Annotated in this window: 17 protein-coding genes; 13 read left to right on the top strand and 4 right to left on the bottom strand. The window is 55.4% G+C overall.

The window, feature by feature from the left end; translation table 11 throughout:
* Window positions 1-13 precede the first annotated feature (13 nt).
* Both serC and gyrA read right to left on the bottom strand, forming a co-directional pair.
* Window positions 14-1,117, bottom strand: coding sequence for a 3-phosphoserine/phosphohydroxythreonine transaminase (gene serC / locus KGFNPO_RS01800; protein ID WP_472632827.1), 1,104 nt, complete (start codon window positions 1,115-1,117; stop codon window positions 14-16).
* The gene (gyrA, locus tag KGFNPO_RS01795; RefSeq protein ID WP_472632826.1) at window positions 1,114-3,765 is read right to left on the bottom strand and encodes a DNA gyrase subunit A; all 2,652 of its coding nucleotides are present in this window, start codon (window positions 3,763-3,765) and stop codon (window positions 1,114-1,116) included. Before gyrA ends, serC begins: the two co-directional genes overlap by 4 nt.
* Window positions 3,766-4,010: 245 nt before the next feature.
* On the opposite strand from gyrA, the gene KGFNPO_RS01790 reads away from it, so the two are divergent.
* The 13 genes from KGFNPO_RS01790 to KGFNPO_RS01730 all read left to right on the top strand — a co-directional run bounded on the left by KGFNPO_RS01790 (window position 4,011) and on the right by KGFNPO_RS01730 (window position 15,918).
* Complete coding sequence (locus tag KGFNPO_RS01790; RefSeq protein ID WP_472632825.1) at window positions 4,011-4,691, top strand: OmpA family protein; 681 nt, start codon at window positions 4,011-4,013, stop codon at window positions 4,689-4,691.
* A 286-nt stretch (window positions 4,692-4,977) separates the two neighbouring features.
* Window positions 4,978-5,622, top strand: a complete 645-nt coding sequence (ompA, locus tag KGFNPO_RS01785) for an outer membrane protein OmpA (protein WP_472632824.1) — start codon at window positions 4,978-4,980, stop codon at window positions 5,620-5,622.
* 140 nt (window positions 5,623-5,762) lie between these two features.
* Entirely contained in the window at window positions 5,763-6,458 is a 696-nt protein-coding gene (gene ubiG / locus KGFNPO_RS01780; RefSeq protein WP_472634543.1) for a bifunctional 2-polyprenyl-6-hydroxyphenol methylase/3-demethylubiquinol 3-O-methyltransferase UbiG, read from the top strand.
* 59 nt (window positions 6,459-6,517) lie between these two features.
* Window positions 6,518-7,198 carry an HAD family hydrolase gene (locus KGFNPO_RS01775; protein ID WP_472632823.1) on the top strand — a complete coding sequence of 227 codons (681 nt, stop codon included), beginning with the start codon at window positions 6,518-6,520 and terminating at the stop codon, window positions 7,196-7,198.
* Window positions 7,199-7,675: 477 nt separating this feature from the next.
* The gene (locus KGFNPO_RS01770) at window positions 7,676-8,191 is read left to right on the top strand and encodes a DUF2062 domain-containing protein (protein ID WP_472632822.1); all 516 of its coding nucleotides are present in this window, start codon (window positions 7,676-7,678) and stop codon (window positions 8,189-8,191) included.
* A gap of 316 nt (window positions 8,192-8,507) precedes the next feature.
* The gene (locus tag KGFNPO_RS01765; RefSeq protein WP_472632821.1) at window positions 8,508-9,809 is read left to right on the top strand and encodes an HlyC/CorC family transporter; all 1,302 of its coding nucleotides are present in this window, start codon (window positions 8,508-8,510) and stop codon (window positions 9,807-9,809) included.
* Window positions 9,810-9,943: 134 nt separating this feature from the next.
* Window positions 9,944-11,668 (top strand): type IV-A pilus assembly ATPase PilB, encoded by a 1,725-nt coding sequence (pilB, locus tag KGFNPO_RS01760; protein ID WP_472632820.1) that lies wholly within the window; start codon window positions 9,944-9,946, stop codon window positions 11,666-11,668.
* Between the two features lie 15 nt (window positions 11,669-11,683).
* Window positions 11,684-12,916 carry a type II secretion system F family protein gene (locus tag KGFNPO_RS01755; RefSeq protein WP_472632819.1) on the top strand — a complete coding sequence of 411 codons (1,233 nt, stop codon included), beginning with the start codon at window positions 11,684-11,686 and terminating at the stop codon, window positions 12,914-12,916.
* Window positions 12,916-13,782, top strand: coding sequence for a prepilin peptidase (locus tag KGFNPO_RS01750; RefSeq protein WP_472632818.1), 867 nt, complete (start codon window positions 12,916-12,918; stop codon window positions 13,780-13,782). The genes KGFNPO_RS01755 and KGFNPO_RS01750 overlap by 1 nt, the downstream gene beginning before the upstream one ends.
* Window positions 13,783-13,809: 27 nt before the next feature.
* Window positions 13,810-14,424 carry a dephospho-CoA kinase gene (gene coaE, locus KGFNPO_RS01745; protein ID WP_472632817.1) on the top strand — a complete coding sequence of 205 codons (615 nt, stop codon included), beginning with the start codon at window positions 13,810-13,812 and terminating at the stop codon, window positions 14,422-14,424.
* A gap of 78 nt (window positions 14,425-14,502) precedes the next feature.
* Window positions 14,503-15,258, top strand: coding sequence for a cell division protein ZapD (gene zapD, locus KGFNPO_RS01740; protein ID WP_472632816.1), 756 nt, complete (start codon window positions 14,503-14,505; stop codon window positions 15,256-15,258).
* A 12-nt stretch (window positions 15,259-15,270) separates the two neighbouring features.
* On the top strand, window positions 15,271-15,459 hold the full coding sequence (gene yacG, locus KGFNPO_RS01735; RefSeq protein ID WP_472632815.1) for a DNA gyrase inhibitor YacG: 189 nt from the start codon (window positions 15,271-15,273) through the stop codon (window positions 15,457-15,459).
* 21 nt (window positions 15,460-15,480) lie between these two features.
* Complete coding sequence (locus tag KGFNPO_RS01730) at window positions 15,481-15,918, top strand: methyltransferase family protein (RefSeq protein WP_472632814.1); 438 nt, start codon at window positions 15,481-15,483, stop codon at window positions 15,916-15,918.
* Here KGFNPO_RS01730 and KGFNPO_RS01725 read toward each other — a convergent pair.
* Window positions 15,899-16,324: an NUDIX domain-containing protein gene (locus KGFNPO_RS01725; RefSeq protein WP_472632813.1), complete on the bottom strand. Its 426-nt coding sequence runs from the start codon at window positions 16,322-16,324 to the stop codon at window positions 15,899-15,901. The genes KGFNPO_RS01730 and KGFNPO_RS01725 overlap by 20 nt on opposite strands.
* Window positions 16,325-16,396: 72 nt before the next feature.
* A complete protein-coding gene (locus KGFNPO_RS01720; RefSeq protein WP_472632812.1) occupies window positions 16,397-17,284 on the bottom strand; it encodes an ATP-binding protein in 888 nt (295 codons plus the stop codon).
* Window positions 17,285-17,287 lie beyond the last annotated feature (3 nt).

Below are 17,287 nucleotides of genomic sequence, written 5' to 3'. Positions count from 1 at the left end.
ACCCGACAAGCGGCTATGCGTGCTGGCGCTCGAATTGTTTCATGTAGGCCACCAGCGCCTGCACACCTTCGATCGGCATCGCGTTATAGATCGAAGCCCGCATGCCGCCGACCGATTTATGCCCCTTGAGCTGCAACAGACCGCCCGCTTCGGCGCCCGCCAGAAACGCTGCATTATGCGTATCGTCGCGCAGCGAAAACGGGATATTCATCCTGGAACGACAATCGGGAGCGATTTTGTTGCTGTAAAAACTGCTGGCATCGATGGTGTCATACAACAAGGTAGCCTTGGCGATATTGCGCTGCTCCATCGCCGCCACGCCGCCTTGGCGCAGCAGCCACTGGAACACCAGGCCGGCGATGTAAATCGCATAAGTCGGCGGCGTGTTGTACATCGAATGGTTATCCGCCACCACTTTCCAGTCAAACGCGGAAGGGCAAAACGGCAGCGCATGTCCGATCAAGTCATCGCGCACGATGACGATGGTCAGACCGGCCGGGCCGATATTCTTTTGCGCGCCGCCGTAGATGACGCCATATTTCGACACATCGATCACGCGCGACAAGATATGGGACGACATGTCGGCCACCAAGGGCGCATCGTTGGTGGCGGCTGCAACCTCCGGCACGAACTGGTATTCAACCCCATCAATGGTTTCATTGGTACAAATGTGTACGTATGCAGCATGTTCCGACAAGCGCCAGACCTCGCGTGCAGGAATCGCCGCAAAATGAAAATCTTCGGAGGAAGCCGCGACATTGACATTGCAATACTTCTTCGCTTCCTTGATGGATTTGGTCGACCAGGAGCCGCTGTTGATGTAATCCGCAGTTGCAGGCTGCGGCTTGCGACCGAGCAGATTCATCGGAATGATCGCGTTTTCGGCAATCGCTCCGCCCTGCATGAAGAGAATCCGGTAATTATCCGGCACCACCAGCAATATGCGCAGGTCACGCTCGGCCGCTGCGATGATGGACATGAATTCCTTGCCGCGATGGCTCATCTCCATCACCGACATGCCGCTGCCATGCCAGTCAAGCATTTCAGCAGCCGCCTGCTGCAGCACTTCCTGGGGCAGCATTGCCGGCCCAGCGGAAAAATTATAGATACGCGTCATGCTTCGCCCGGTTCCTCGCCATTGACATCATTGACATCACTTTCAACTTCGCTTTCAACATCGTTTTCGATATCGGCTTCCACTATGCGCTGCAAACCACTGAGCCTGGTGCCGTCTTCGACGGCGATCAGTGTTACGCCTTGCGTTGCACGACCCATTTCGCGGATTTCGGAAACACGGGTCCGGATCAAAACACCGCCGGTAGTAATGAGCAGAATTTCATCGCTGGACTCGACCAGTGTGGCAGCCACGACCCGGCCATTGCGTTCACTGGTCTGGATCGCGATCATGCCCTTGGTGCCGCGGCCATGACGGGTGTATTCATGGATCGGAGTACGCTTGCCGAAGCCGTTCTCGGTCGCAGTCAAGACGCTTTGCTGGTCGTTTTCAGCCACCAGCAGGGAAATCACCTGCTGGCCTTCTTCCATATTCATGCCGCGTACACCGCGCGCGTTGCGGCCCATCGGCCGTACGTCGTTCTCGTCGAAGCGCACTGCCTTGCCTGAATCCGAGAACAGCATCACGTCATGCTTGCCATCGGTTAGCGCAGCACCGATCAGGAAATCGCCCTCGTCCAGGTCGACCGCGATGATGCCTGCCTTGCGCGGGTTTTTAAAGTCTTGCAAAGGAGTCTTCTTGACGGTGCCAAGGCTGGTCGCCATGAAGATATAACGGTCTTCCGGGAAAGTCCGATTTTCGCCCGATACCGACAACACCACGGTGACCTTCTCGCCTTCCTGCAGCGGGAACATGTTGACGATCGGCTTGCCGCGCGAATTGCGCGAACCTTGCGGCACTTCCCATACCTTGAGCCAATACAAGCGGCCGCGGTTGGAGAAGCACAAGATGTAATCGTGGGTATTGGCGATGAAAAGCTGGTCGATCCAGTCGTCTTCCTTGGTTGCCATGGCCTGCTTGCCGCGACCGCCGCGCTTCTGGGCCCGGTATTCCGACATCGGCTGCGACTTCATGTAACCGGTGTGCGACAACGTCACTACCATGTCTTGCGGCGTGATCAAATCTTCGGTGCCTAGATCGGTTGCATTAAGCTCAATCTGCGAACGGCGCACATCCTTGTTGCCTTCGCCGTATTCATTGATAGCCAGGTTCAGTTCATCGGTAATGATGATGGTCACGCGTTCCGGCTTGGACAGAATATCCAGCAAGTCAGCGATCTGCGCCATCACATCCTTGTATTCATTGACGATCTTGTCCTGCTCCAGACCGGTCAGGCGTTGCAGGCGCATCTGCAGAATTTCCTGGGCCTGGTCATCCGACAACTTGTACAAGCCATCTTTCTGGATGCCGTAATGTTTCGGCAAATTTTCCGGACGGAAAGCCTCGATGCCACCGGTATTCTCTGCCCCGGTACGCATCAGCATTTCGCGCACTACCGAGGAATCCCAAGCGCGCGACATCAATTCCAGTTTTGCGATCGGCGGCGTCGGCGCAGCCTTGATAATGGCAATGAAATCGTCAATATTGGCCAGCGCAACCGCCAAGCCTTCCAGCACATGTCCGCGTTCGCGCGCACGGCGCAACTCAAATACGGTACGGCGGGTGATGACTTCGCGCCGATGCGACAGGAAGCACTGCAGCATCTCTTTCAGGTTCAGCAGCTTAGGCTGACCATCCACCAGCGCCACCATGTTCATGCCGAAGGTGTCCTGCAATTGCGTCTGCTTGTAGAGATTGTTCAACACAACCTCCGGCACTTCGCCGCGTTTCAATTCGATCACTACGCGCATGCCGGATTTGTCGGACTCATCGCGAATATCGGAAATACCGTCAAGCTTCTTGTCGCGCACATGCTCCGCGATACGCTCCAGCAAGGTTTTTTTGTTAACCTGATACGGCAGTTCATCAATGATGAGCGCGGTACGACCTTCCCGGCCGAACTCTTCGAAGTGCGTCTTGGCGCGCATCACAACCCGGCCGCGGCCGGTGCGGTAGCCATCGCGCACGCCCGACACACCATAAATAATGCCGGCGGTCGGAAAATCCGGGGCCGGAATGATCTCGATCAGTTCATCGATGGTGCAATCGACATTGCGCAGCAAGTACAAGGCGCCCTTGATGACTTCTGTAATATTGTGCGGCGGGATATTGGTTGCCATCCCGACCGCGATTCCGGAAGAGCCGTTAATCAGCAGATTGGGAATCTTGGTCGGCAGTACCGACGGCTCTTTTTCCTTGCCGTCGTAGTTAGGCACGAAATCAACGGTATCTTTGTCGATATCAGCCAGCAGTTCATTGGCTATTTTGCCCAGGCGGCACTCGGTGTAACGCATCGCCGCGGCGCTGTCGCCATCGACCGAACCGAAATTGCCCTGCCCATCAACCAACATGTAACGTAGCGAAAAACTCTGCGCCATCCGCACCAGCGTGTCGTAAATCGAGGCGTCGCCGTGCGGGTGATATTTACCCATGGTTTCACCGACCACGCGCGCGCATTTTACATACGGACGGTTCCAGACATTGTTCATTTCATGCATCGCGAACAAGACGCGGCGATGCACCGGTTTCAAGCCGTCGCGCACATCCGGCAAGGCGCGGCCGACGATTACGCTCATCGCGTAATCGAGGTAGCTCTTGCGCATTTCTTCTTCAAGGGAAATCGGGATTGTTTCTTTGGCGAATTGATCCATTGGCTGTTCGGCTACTTTTTGACTGGGTTAACATACGATGCCTATCGTTAAGGCATTGTTACAACAACTGGTCGAAGCTTGTAAACAGATAATTTTATCATGTGCCGGTTTCATCATGGCGTTTAAGAAACCCGGAATGGCGCTGCAATATTTTCCAGAAAATACGGCCTCATCTATAAAATATGTTTAAATACTGCCGGATATTTCAACCGCACATACTTAGAAATCGCAAAAAAGGAAGCAGCATGCTTATAAAACTGGCCATGGGCCTTGCGATTGGCGCAACAGCCATTGGCGCGAACGCCCAGACATCTGACATCAAAGCAAAAACACCAGACAGCGCATACTTGCAGGACAGCAATCGAACAGTTGTGCGTAGCGCCTACGGCCTCTGCTGGCGCACAGGCAATTGGCTCGCTGCAGATGCTGTTCTGGGATGCGACGGCGAACTGGCTCCCCCAATTGCGAACCCTACTGCCCCTGCCGTTGCAGCACCGCTCGCGCCTGCAATTACGCCTGCGGTCGCACCAGAACCTAAACGGTGTGATTTCATCGCAACACTGGAAAACGACCAGACTTTTCCATTCAATAGCGCCACCTTAACCAAGGCCGCCAAAAAACGGGTCGACGATGAGGTGCTACCGAGACTTGCAAATTGCACGAATATTGAATCAATACAGATAACCGGCCATACCGACTTACTCGGATCACAAAAATATAATCAGTTGTTATCCGAAAAACGCGCAGGGAACCTGACTGCTTACTTGAAAAGCAAAAACATCGTTTCCAGTATCAACACATTGGGCGCAGGCGCAACACAGCCAGTAAAAACCTGCAGCAACAATTTACCCCGCAAAAAACTTATTCAGTGTCTGGCGCCCAACCGCCGACTAATTATTGAAGTTAAAGGGCTGTCAGTTAAATAACAATGCGCCAAATTTAGCGGACCATTTTGACAGGCGTTTTAAATAATTTCCCAAATGAAAGCCACCTATTTTATCGTTGTGAAATCGCAACGAATGGCCAAAATTACACGGCAGTCAATTTAACAAACAAGGCAGCAAGTCAAAGCCTATGGCAAAATGAAAACCGGACTATTGCATAGGGCTAATTTATAACTGTGATAACCTGTTGCTAGTAGTAATTCAATTCTAGATGTTGTAAATTTGTTGCGCAGTTTATCTGCGGATATCTCACCCGAGAGGAAAAAATATGAAAAAATTAGCAAAACTCGTCTTCGCTGCGTCCGCAGTCCTGTCTATTTCGGCATCTGCACAAGGCACACAAGATATTCAGGCTAAAACACCCAATAGCGCATACGTACAAGACAGCCGTGGTGTAATTGCACGCAATCCATTCGGCTTGTGCTGGCATGCCGGTTACTGGACTCCTGCCGACTCAGTTGGTGGTTGCGATGGTGAAATCGTTAAAGCTGCCGCGCCAGCGCCAGCCGCTGCCGAACCAGCACCTGCACCAGCTCCTGTTGTCGCTGCACCAACATCAGAAAAAGTCACTTTTGCAGCGGATGCATTCTTTGATTTTGACAAGTCCGTACTGAAAGCCGACGGTAAAGCGAAGTTGGACGATCTGGCCTCGAAATTGGGCGGCGTCAATCTGGAAGTTATCATTGCTGTTGGTCACACCGACTCAGTCGGAACTGATGCTTACAACCAGAAACTGTCGATTCGCCGCGCTGAAGCAGTTAAAGCTTACTTGGTTTCCAAAGGCATCGAAACCAATCGCGTATACACTGAAGGCAAAGGCGAGAAGCAAGCTGTTGCTAGCAACAAAAATGCTGCCGGCCGTGCGAAAAACCGCCGCGTAGAGATCGAAGTTGTTGGTACACGTAACAAGTAATCGATTTTGCTCAAGTAAAACCCCGCGTTCGCGGGGTTTTTTTATGGCCCAAACAATCACGTAAATTGCCTTGGTCAGAATCATCAGATTTATTCTACAAGACCTGCGCCATCGGCACATTTACCGCTATCATGTCGCCTATGAATGCTGACCCTCTTGAACTACAAAAATTCAGTGATCTCGCGCACCGTTGGTGGGACCCAAGCTCGGAATTTCGTCCCTTGCACGCAATTAATCCACTTCGCCTGGAATGGATTAATGCCTGCGTGCCATTAGCAGGAAAAACCATTGTCGATATAGGCTGTGGCGGCGGCATCCTGTCAGAATCAATGGCAAATAAGGGCGCGAATGTGACCGGAATCGATTTATCCGAAAAAGCCCTCAAGGTTGCCGACCTGCATAGTCTGGAATCCGGCGCCAAGGTTCGTTACGAATTGATTGCCGCAGAAGACCTGGCGGCAAGAAAACCCGGCACATACGACATAGTGACATGCATGGAAATGCTGGAACATGTGCCGGACCCAGCTTCCATCGTGCGCGCCTGTGCCACTTTGGTAAAACCCGGCGGCCGCGTATTTTTTTCCACGCTCAATCGCAACCTGAAATCCTACCTGTTCGCAATTATCGGAGCCGAATACCTGCTGCGCCTGCTGCCAAAAGGTACGCATGAATATGCAAAATTCATTACCCCGGCTGAGTTATCGCAATACATTCGCAATGCGAACATGACTGTCGATGTCATGAAAGGGCTGACATACAATCCTGTGACCCAACTGTATTCACTTAATCACGACACCAGCGTCAATTACATGATGGCCTGCACGCGCACTGTGTAACATGATTTTACTGATCGACAACTGTCGTCCCAATATCCGAAATCGCAGATAGACTTGCCTTGACCACCAATACGCCCCCAATCCCCCGCGCCATCCTGTTCGACCTTGACGGCACATTAGCCGACACTGCGCCCGATCTGGCGGCGGCCGTGAACTTGTTGCGAACAACCCAAGGCTTAATGCCCACACCGTACGAATCACTGCGCCCGGCGGCATCATCAGGCGCGAGAGGATTGATCGGCGTGGCATTCGGGCTCCAGCCTGAAGATCAAGGCTATGAAAACTTGCGGATCGCGTTCCTGAACAACTACGCCGCAGCGCTGACGGTGAAATCCCGACTATTCGATGGCGTAATCGACCTGCTCAAGGGATTAAGTGAGTACGACCTGGCCTGGGGAATCGTAACCAACAAGGCAGAGCGTTTCACCGAGCCTTTAGTGCGCCAGATTGGCTTGCACGAAGCAGGTTGCGTGGTGTCCGGCGATACGATGCCACAAGCAAAACCACATCCGGGGCCGCTATTCGAAGCCGCCAGGCGTCTTGGCATATCTCCACAGGATTGTTGGTACGTAGGCGACGACATTCGCGATATTCAGGCAGGGCATGCTGCCGGCATGCATACCGTCGCGGCAGCATGGGGTTATTGCGGCGAACTTGCGCCCCGTGCATGGGGTGCCGATTTGATCATAAATACACCATTACAGTTATTGGAATGCATCCGCAACAGATGTCTGGCCTAGAGGACCAGGGAGAATCTGTTACGAAACACCTTGGGCATCACATTTTGCGCAACGAATGTCATGCGCTCAGGATTTCCTTGATTAATCGTTTTGATAGCGTTTTGATGATTTTCAGGATTCATGCGAAAGTATATATACTCCCATGATATTTTATGAAAACACACACTTGACGCATACAACATGGGCAGTAAAAAATAATACACCATACCGTATATCACAAAGACCAGGAATGCAGCCGATCCGTCACGATGCCTTGATGGCGCTCGTATCGGCGCGTGCAGTGCACCCGTACTGCTGATTGACTTCCAACTTACCTGCGCGCCGCCATGCAGCAACTGTTCCAGAGCGTGGGGCTGGATGCTGCGTACTGGGTGATGCCCCGTACAATCGGGCTGACCAGATTTCCAGCAGTCGAAACAGAAAAACCTGCGGCGGCGCTTACATATACAGAGGACGTGAATGGGTTTACGAGAGCGTATGCGGCGTCATATGCCGAGTCGGGAACAGATTCAGGGCAACCGCTGGCTCGCCTGGCTCGGCCCCTGGCTGCACCAGCCAAAACTCTGGCACTGGTCGCGGCGCGGGGTTGCATTGGGCGTAGCGCTGGGCATGTTCTTCGGCCTGCTGGTCCCCATCGCACAAATCCCACTCTCGGTAACCGCCGCCGTGATACTGCGCGCCAATGTCCCAGCCGCCGTCGCCAGCACCCTCATCACCAATCCGATCACCTTCGGCCCGATCTACTACGGCGCTTACCGACTGGGCGCCTGGGTGACCGGCGACGCCATGCCGGCGAATGCTGCTGGCCTCGCCATCACAAGGAAAATCAATGGCGAGGCCAGCCTGTGGCAGCGCATTACTGCTCTGGGCAAACCGCTGCTGGTGGGTCTGGCTATCACTTCCACGCTGATGGGGCTGGTGACCTACGGGCTGATCACGCTGGTCTGGCGCTTGCGGACATTATCCAAACGGCGCAACAGGAGACGCCCATGAGTGCGCGGCGCAGCTTGATTTTCCTGGCCCTTGCGGCACTTTCCGAAGATATGGCGCGGCAGCAACGCCTGCGTATGGGAATGAAAGTTGGCTGCAATCTACGTCGAATCATGGGACGCATTGACTCCAGGCTGTTGCCCACAGTTACGCGCAGCTTGCGCTAAGTGCTTGATTGCAAGTAAAATTATGCCTTTAGTCAACGGCTACCACAATAAACTGGTAGCCGTTCTGGACCTGGAGGCCGGGGTTAAAATCCTCTCATCCCGACCAGGTTATCGGGCGGCTTTCTTGTTTAATTCTTTTTAACGGCAAACCATTGAATTCCGTTCCCCTATGGGTGCAGTTGCTTGCGCTTGCTTTTCTGATACTTTGCTCGGCCTTCTTTTCCATTTCCGAAACTTCCCTGATGGCGGCCAATCGCCATCGGCTGCGTCATCTGGCAAAACGCGGCAGCAAGCTTGCCGGCACCACGCTATGGTTGCTGGGACGCATCGACAAGGTGCTGTCGCTGATTCTAATCTGCAATACCGTCATCAATGCGCTGGCGACCGCCTTGGTAATCGTGATGGCAATTAGCGCCTTCGGCAATGGCGATAAGGTCATCATCATCGCCACCGGCGGGGTGGCGTTCCTGCTGATCATCTTCGCCGAAATCGTCCCTAAAGTGATAGGTGCAACCTACCCCGAGCGCATCATCATGCCGGCCAGCTTCGCCCTCAAAATCTTGCTCACAATAGGCAAGCCGGTAGTCTGGTTCGTCAACCTGTTGGTCTCAGGGTTATTCAGGCTGCTGCGCATCAAGACCGGCGCCGATGCGGAAGTGCAGCGGCTGTCGCCGGAAGAGTTGCGCTCGATCGTGCTGGAAGGCGGCAATTTCATCCCGCAGAAACACAAGAGCATCCTGCTCAACCTGTTCGATCTGGAAACCATTTCAGTCGAAGACGTGATGACGCCGCGCGCTCAGGTCGAGGCTCTGAATCTGTCGGTCCCAGTGGAACAGATCAAGCACCAGCTGGTGACCTGCTATCACAACAAGCTGCCGGTCTACGAGGGCGAAATCAACAAAATCTTAGGTATCCTGCACATGCGCAAGGCGGTGGCCTTGCTCAGCCAGGAACAGGAGTTGACGGTGGAGCACTTCCGCGCGCTGCTGACCGAACCCTATTTCATCCCGCAAGATACCAGCGCATTTACCCAACTGCAGTATTTTCAGGAAAATCATGAGCGCCTCGGCATCATCGTCGACGAGTACGGCGAAGTGCAGGGTCTGGTGACGCTGGAAGACATCATTGAAGAAATGATCGGCGAATTCACGACTTCCACCCCGGGCGCCAGCCGCGCCGATAACTTCAGGTGGGACGAGCACGGCGAATGCCTGCTGGAAGGCACCACTGCGCTGCGCGACATTAACAAACGGCTGGGACTGGAACTGCCGCTGGATGGACCGAAAACGCTGAACGGCTTGCTGCTGGAATTATTGCAGGATATTCCGGAGGCGAATGTCAGCGTCAAGTTTCCAAAGTGCATCATCGAAATCATCCAGGTACAGAATCAGGCGATCAAAGTGGTCAAACTGATACGCCGCATGCCAAAAAGCCGCGCGGCCAACAAAACGTAATTCTTTGCAGGACAGCCGGATGAAGGCGTAGACAGCCACGCCGTGATGGCAATGCCTTTACAAGTAAGATGCTTGGAGGCATCATCTAGCGCCATTCCGAGGTTTTTTTGCGTTATTTTTCGACTGAATCATTTATGGCAGCAGTGTCTCCCAATAGCATAGCCACCATCCCGATGTCAGGATTAGCCAGAGCACTGGTGCAGGCAGGGCATTTATCGGCATCGCAAGCCGAAGCCGTGAACAAAAAAGCCCTGTCCGAAAAATCCTTTTTCATCGACACGCTGCTCCAGAGCGGCCATATCGAGAAACGCGCACTGGCCCTGTTCTGCTCCGAAACCTTCGGTTATCCGGCGCTGGATCTGTCCGCACTGAATATCGCGGCGCTGCCGGAAAAAATCATCGACGCCAGGCTGATGCAGGGGCAACGCGTAATCGCACTGGCCAAACGCGGCAACAAGGTCACGGTCGCGATCTCGGACCCAAGCAACACGCAGGCACTCGACCAGATCAAGTTTCAGACCGGTTTGATCGTCGAACCGGTAATCGTGCAACACGATGCGCTGCTGCAACTGCTGGAGCAATTCGGACGGAACGCCGAGGAGAATCTGAACGAACTGATCGGCGACGATCTCGATATCAATTTTATCGAAGACGACAGCGCTGCTGCAGTCGATACTGCCGGCGCCGAGATTGACGATGCTCCGATTGTCAAGTTTCTGCAAAAAATATTGCTGGACGGAATTAATCTGGGCGCATCCGATATCCACTTTGAACCGTTTGAAAAATTTTACCGCATCCGCTTCCGCGTCGATGGCATTTTGCGGGAAGTCACCCAACCGCCTCTGGCGATCAAGGAAAAGCTGGCCTCGCGCATCAAGGTCATTTCCAAGCTCGACATTTCGGAAAAGCGCGTGCCGCAAGACGGCCGCATGAAGCTGGTGATCTCCCAAACGCGCACCATCGATTTCCGGGTCAGCACCCTGCCGACCCTGTTTGGCGAAAAGATCGTCATGCGTATCCTGGATGCGAGCCAGGCGCAAATGGGGATTGACGCGCTTGGCTACGATGCGGATCAGAAGGAAACTCTGCTCAACGCGATCCAGCGTCCTTACGGCATGGTGCTGATGACCGGACCTACCGGCTCCGGCAAGACGGTGTCGCTGTATACCTGCCTGAACGTGATCAACAAGCCCGGCATCAATATTTCGACCGCGGAAGATCCGGCCGAAATCAACCTGCCCGGAGTCAATCAGGTCAACGTCAACGAGAAAGCCGGTCTGACTTTTGCCGTAGCCTTGAAATCTTTCCTGCGCCAGGACCCGGACGTCATCATGGTGGGCGAAATCCGCGACCTGGAAACCGCGGACATCGCCATCAAGGCGGCGCAAACCGGTCACATGGTGTTTTCCACGCTGCACACCAACGATGCGCCATCGACCCTGACGCGGCTGATGAATATGGGTGTGGCGCCATTCAATATCGCCTCTTCGGTGATCCTGATTACCGCCCAGCGGCTGGCGCGCCGCCTGTGCAACTGCAAGCAACCGGCGGTAATCCTGGATGAAGTGCTGTTGCAAGCCGGCTTCAAGCAGCAGGATCTCGATGGCAGTTGGCAACCGTTCAAGCCGGTCGGCTGCGAACGCTGCAGCGGCAGCGGCTACAAAGGCCGGGTCGGAATCTATCAGATCATGCCGATTTCGGAAGAAATCGAACGCATCATCCTGACGCAGGGCTCCGCCCCCGACATAGAACGCCAGGCCGCGCTGGAAGGGGTTAAATCCCTGCGCCAGTCGGGGCTGATCAAAGTCAGGCAGGGTTTGACCAGCCTGGAAGAAGTCCTCGGTTGCACCAACGAATAACGAAGGAGACAGCAAATGGCAACCGCATCACGCAATAGCGCAAGCGCACGTCTGAACAAGGATGCAATCTTTGCCTGGGAAGGCAAGGACAAGTCGGGCAAATCGGTGCGTGGCGAGCTGCGCGCCGGCGGTGAAGCCGTGGTCAGCGTCACGTTGCGGCGCCAGGGCATTCTGGTCACAAAAATCAAGAAAAAAAACTTCCACAGCGGCAAGCGGATCACCGACAAGGACATCACACTGTTCACCCGCCAACTGGCCACCATGATGAAGGCCGGCGTACCGCTGCTGCAATCATTTGACATCGTCGCCAAAGGCAACGCCAATCCATCGGTATCCAAGCTGGTGCAGGATATCCGCGCCGACGTCGAAACCGGCTCAAGCCTGAATCAGGCATTCCGTAAATTCCCGCTGTATTTCGACCCACTGTTCTGCAACTTGGTCGGGGCCGGCGAACAGGCCGGGATTCTGGAAGACTTGCTGACCCGGCTGGCGGTGTACAAAGAAAAAACCATCGCCATCAAGGCCAAGATCAAGTCAGCCATGTTCTATCCGGTATCGATCCTGGTGGTGGCCTTCGTGGTGACGGCAGTGATCATGATCTGGGTGGTGCCGGCTTTCAAGGATGTATTCAAGAGTTTCGGCGCCGACCTGCCGGCGCCGACCCTGTTCGTGATGGCGATCTCGGATTTCTTCGTGCAATGGTGGTATCTGATCTTCGGCCTGACCTTCGGCGGCCTGTATCTGTTTTTTCAATCCTGGAAGCGTTCGCTGAAGGTGCAGCAGACGATGGACCGGTTGTTGCTGAAAGCGCCGATTTTCGGCGCAGTGATCCGCAAGGCCACCATCGCGCGCTGGACCCGCACCCTGGCCACCATGTTTGCCGCCGGCGTGCCCTTGGTCGAGTCGCTCGATTCGGTCGGCGGCGCTTGCGGCAATGCGGTGTATCTGGATGCAACCAAAAAAATCCAGACCGAAGTCAGCACCGGCACCAGCCTGACCGCTGCGATGCAAAATTCCGAGGTGTTTCCGAACATGGTCACGCAAATGGTTTCAATCGGCGAAGAATCCGGTTCGCTCGACATGATGCTGGGCAAGGTCGCCGATTTCTATGAGGAAGAAGTCGACGACGCGGTAGCTTCGCTGTCCAGCCTGATGGAACCGTTGATCATGGTGATTCTGGGGGTGCTGATCGGCGGCCTGGTGATTGCCATGTACCTGCCCATCTTCAAACTGGGGTCGGTGGTCTGATGCTGGAATTTTCTTTCTTTACGGCGCCCGGCAATCTGCCGGGCGCCGCGCTGGCCGGCTTGTTCGGCCTGCTGATCGGCAGTTTTCTGAATGTAGTGGTCTATCGCTTGCCGAAGATGATGCAGCGCGAATCGGATAATTACGTGGCCCACGAAAGCGGTCTGAGCCTGCCGCATACCGACCGTTTCGACCTGTCGCTGCCGCGTTCGGCCTGCCCCCATTGCGGGCACCAAATCAGCGCGCTGGAAAACATTCCAGTCATCAGCTATCTGGCGCTAAGAGGCAAATGTGCATCCTGCAAGGCGCCGATTTCAGCCCGTTATCCGGCGATTGAATTGCTGACCGGAGCCTTGTCGGCGCTGCTGATATGGCGTTTCGGCGCCGGCCTGGCCGGGCTGGCGACGCTGCTGTTCGCCTATTTCCTGATTGCGATGACGTTCATCGATGCCGATACCCAACTGCTGCCCGACGACCTGACGCTGCCGCTGCTGTGGGCCGGCCTGCTGATCAACCTGAACGGCACCTTCGCGCCGCTGCCGGACGCCGTGCTCGGCGCTGCAGCCGGCTATCTGATACTGTGGGCGATTTACTGGCTGTTCAAGCTCGTCACCGGCAAGGAAGGCATGGGTTACGGCGACTTCAAACTGCTGGCCGCACTGGGAGCATGGCTGGGCTGGGGCATGTTGCCGATGATAATCCTGCTGTCGTCTGTGGTCGGTGCCACAGTCGGCATCTTCCTGATTGTTTTCACCCAGCGCGGCCGCGACAACCCGATTCCGTTCGGCCCTTATCTGGCTGCTGCCGGGATGATCGCCTTACTCTTTGGCAAATCCATCGCCGCCCATACGCTCGACTTTCTGCTGTAGCCAACATGTGCAACTATTGAAAAATCAATGAAGAATCGTTTTTCAGTCGGCTTGACCGGCGGTATCGGCAGCGGCAAAAGTACGGTAGCCGATCTATTCGCCGAGCGCGGCGCAGCCATCATCGACACCGATCTGATTGCGCACCGCCTGTGCGCGCCGGATGGCGCAGCCGTCAAAGCCATCCGGGCCCAGTTCGGCGCTGCCTTCATCGGCGCCGACGGGGCCATGGACCGGGCCGCCATGCGCGACAAGGTATTTTCCGAACCGGCCGCCAAACGACGGCTAGAAGCAATTCTGCACCCGCTGATACGGATCGAGACCGAACGCGCTGCGCAACAGGCCGAGGGCGACTACCTGATGCCGGTGGTGCCGCTGCTGGTCGAGTCCGGCAACTGGGCCCGGCGCGTGGCGCGGGTGCTGGTCATCGATTGCCCGGAAACGCTGCAAATCCAGCGCGTCATGCAGCGCAACGGCTTGAGCGACGCGCAGGTGCGCGCGATCATGGCACACCAGGTTTCACGCGCGGCGCGGCTGGCAGCGGCGGATGACGTGATTGTCAATGATGCCGACGCCGGCGCACTGGTGCAGCAAGTCGACCGCCTGCATGCGTTGTATCTGGCGTTAGCGGCACAATCGTCATAACAAATTGTCGCAACAATTGTAATTTGAGCCAGCATCGTTCAGAATTACAAAACCATCAACCGTTACCGGGATTGTGCTTTGATTGTCTACGAATACCCTTTCAACGAGCGTATTCGCACGTTGTTGCGACTGGAAGACCTGTATGAAAAATTCACTTTTTTCCTGCATCAGGAACATGCGCTGCAACACCATGTCGCCCTTTGCACCATCTTTGAAATGCTCGAAGTCGCCGGCCGCGCCGACCTGAAATCGGATCTGCTGCAGGAACTGGAACGCCAGAAGCAGACCCTGCTCGGCTTTAAAAGCAATCCCAATGTGGAAGCCCATCGACTCGAAGAAATCCTGCTCGACCTGGAGCGTATCAGCACCGCCCTGATGACGGCGCAAGGCAAGACCGGGCAAAACGTGCGTGACAATGAATGGCTGATGAGCATCCGCGGTCGCACCATCATCCCGGGCGGAGCTTGCGAATTCGATTTGCCTTCGTATTACGCCTGGCAACAGCGCCCGGCGCAACAGCGTTTTGACGATATATCGGGATGGTTTTCGACTTTGCTGCCGCTGTTCGAAGCCTTGACCATGGTGCTGCGGCTGTTGCGCGAATCCGGCAGCACCAGCAAGATCATCGCGCAATCAGGTACTTACCAGCAAATGCTGCAGGGCAAGGTGTACCAGATGCTGCGTCTGGACATCGATGAAGAACTCGGCTGCATTCCCGAAATTTCCGCCAATAAATACATGCTATGGGTGCGCTTCACTTGCCCGGATGGCAACATGAAGCCAAAAGTGTTCGACGGCGACGTGCCGTTCGAGTTGACCCTGTGCAATTTTTGAGTACAACAAACAATGACTACTTTTGTGCATTGCCCCACTTGCAACAGCAAGGTCGAATGGGCTGAAAAAAACCGCTTTCGTCCGTTTTGCTCGGAACGCTGCAAGCAGATCGACCTGGGCGCCTGGGCCGATGAAAAATACACTATCCCTGCCGTCAATCCTGCCGAGGATATCGACGACGACAGCAAATTGCAGTCTTAATCGGCGATAGCGGGAGTCGCGATGTCACGTCTGCTGGTGGTTGCGCAATTGTTGCTGATCGTCTTGCTCGCGCTTCCCAACCCGATTTCCAGCCATGCTCCCGCATTCACCCTAATCAGCATTGCGCTGTTCATTCTGGGCCTGATCGGAGCTGCCGCCGCACTGGCCGTGATGCCGGCGCGCACTTTCAGCGTGCTGCCGGAACCCAGAAGCGGCGGCGAACTGGTCACCCGCGGCATCTACCGCCATATCCGGCACCCGATGTATCTGGCGGTGCTGCTGTGCGGTTTGGCCGCCTGCGTGGCGTATGGATCGGCGGGCAAATGGAGCTTGCTGGCGCTGCTGGCAGGCGTGCTGACCATCAAGATCCGGCGCGAAGAGCGCTTGCTGCTGGCCCGTTTTTCTGACTACGCCGCTTACCGCCAGAGAACCAAGGCGATCATTCCCTATCTGCTGTGACCGGATAACGCAACTGATCCAGCCATTCAAGCAGCGGAATGGTGGCCGGCAATAGCGGCGCAACCCCGACCTTGCCTTGCCATGCGAACGCCTGCCCTTCCAGGCTTTGCGGTTCGCCGCGCCATGCGCGGCTGAGGTAAAAGTGCAGTTGCACGTGGGCATGCGGATAGATGTACTCGACGCCGCACCAGGGCTCGGCGGTCACTATCTCGATCCCCAGTTCTTCGACAAACTCGCGTTTTAATGCATCCAGAATCGATTCGCCCGGCTCCACCTTGCCGCCCGGAAATTCCCAAAAACCGGCATAAGGCTTGCCCGTCGGGCGTTGCGCCAGCAGAACATCGCCGTTCGGCTGCATGAGAATCCCGACCGCAACCGCAATCGGAGCCTGACTGATTTCCGTCATCAAATAACCTTAAAAAATACTACATATTGTATTTAGTATCACCGCAATGAATACATGCGGGAAACATGCCATTTATAGGCATACTCCGTCTTTTTCCATTTTTCCCGCATGATCACGGGCGAATTGCCAAGCCACGCGGCCGGAGCGCGAACCGCGCTGCAAGGCCCAGCGCAGCGCATCGGCGCGGGCCGCTGCGACCTGACCGGCATCGCAGCCGAACGAGCCCAGCCAGTGCGCAACGATATCGAGGTAATCGTCCTGCTTGAACGGATAAAACGATACCCACAAGCCGAAACGCTCGGACAGCGAGATTTTCTCTTCGACCGTCTCGCCCGGATGCAGATCGCCGTCGTCGCTGCGCTTGTAGGTTTCGTTATCGGCCATGCGTTCCGGCAGCAAATGGCGGCGATTGGAGGTGGCGTAAATCAGCACGTTGTCGGATTGCGCGGCGATGCTGCCGTCGAGCGCCACTTTCAGCGCTTTGTAACCGCCCTCGCCTTCCTCGAAGCTCAGGTCATCGCAAAAAATGATGAAGCGTTCTGGCCGCTCGGCCACCAAATCGACGATATCCGGCAAGTCGGCCAGATCGGCCTTATCGACTTCGATCAGGCGCAAACCCTGCGCCGCATAGCAATTCAGGCACGCCTTGATCAGCGACGATTTGCCGGTGCCGCGTGCGCCGGTCAGCAGCACATTGTTGGCCGGCCGGCCTTGCACGAATTGTTGCGTATTTTGTTCGATCTGCTGCTTTTGCGGCCCGATATTGTGCAGATCGTTCAAGTTGATATTGGCGATATGCGCCACCGGCTGCAGAAACCCAACGCCTTGGCCGGGCCGCTTGCGCCAGCGAAATGCGGTGGCGCGCGCCCAGTCGGTAGCGTGCGCCGGCGGCGGCAGAATGGATTCCAAACGCGCCAGCAAGCTTTCAGCGCGCACTAAAAATTGATCGAGTTGTGTCATGAA

The sequence above is a fragment of the Gelidimonas diazotrophica genome (assembly GCF_055694025.1).
Note: the sequence above shows the minus strand (reverse complement) of the source record. Positions and strands in the feature narration are given on the sequence as shown.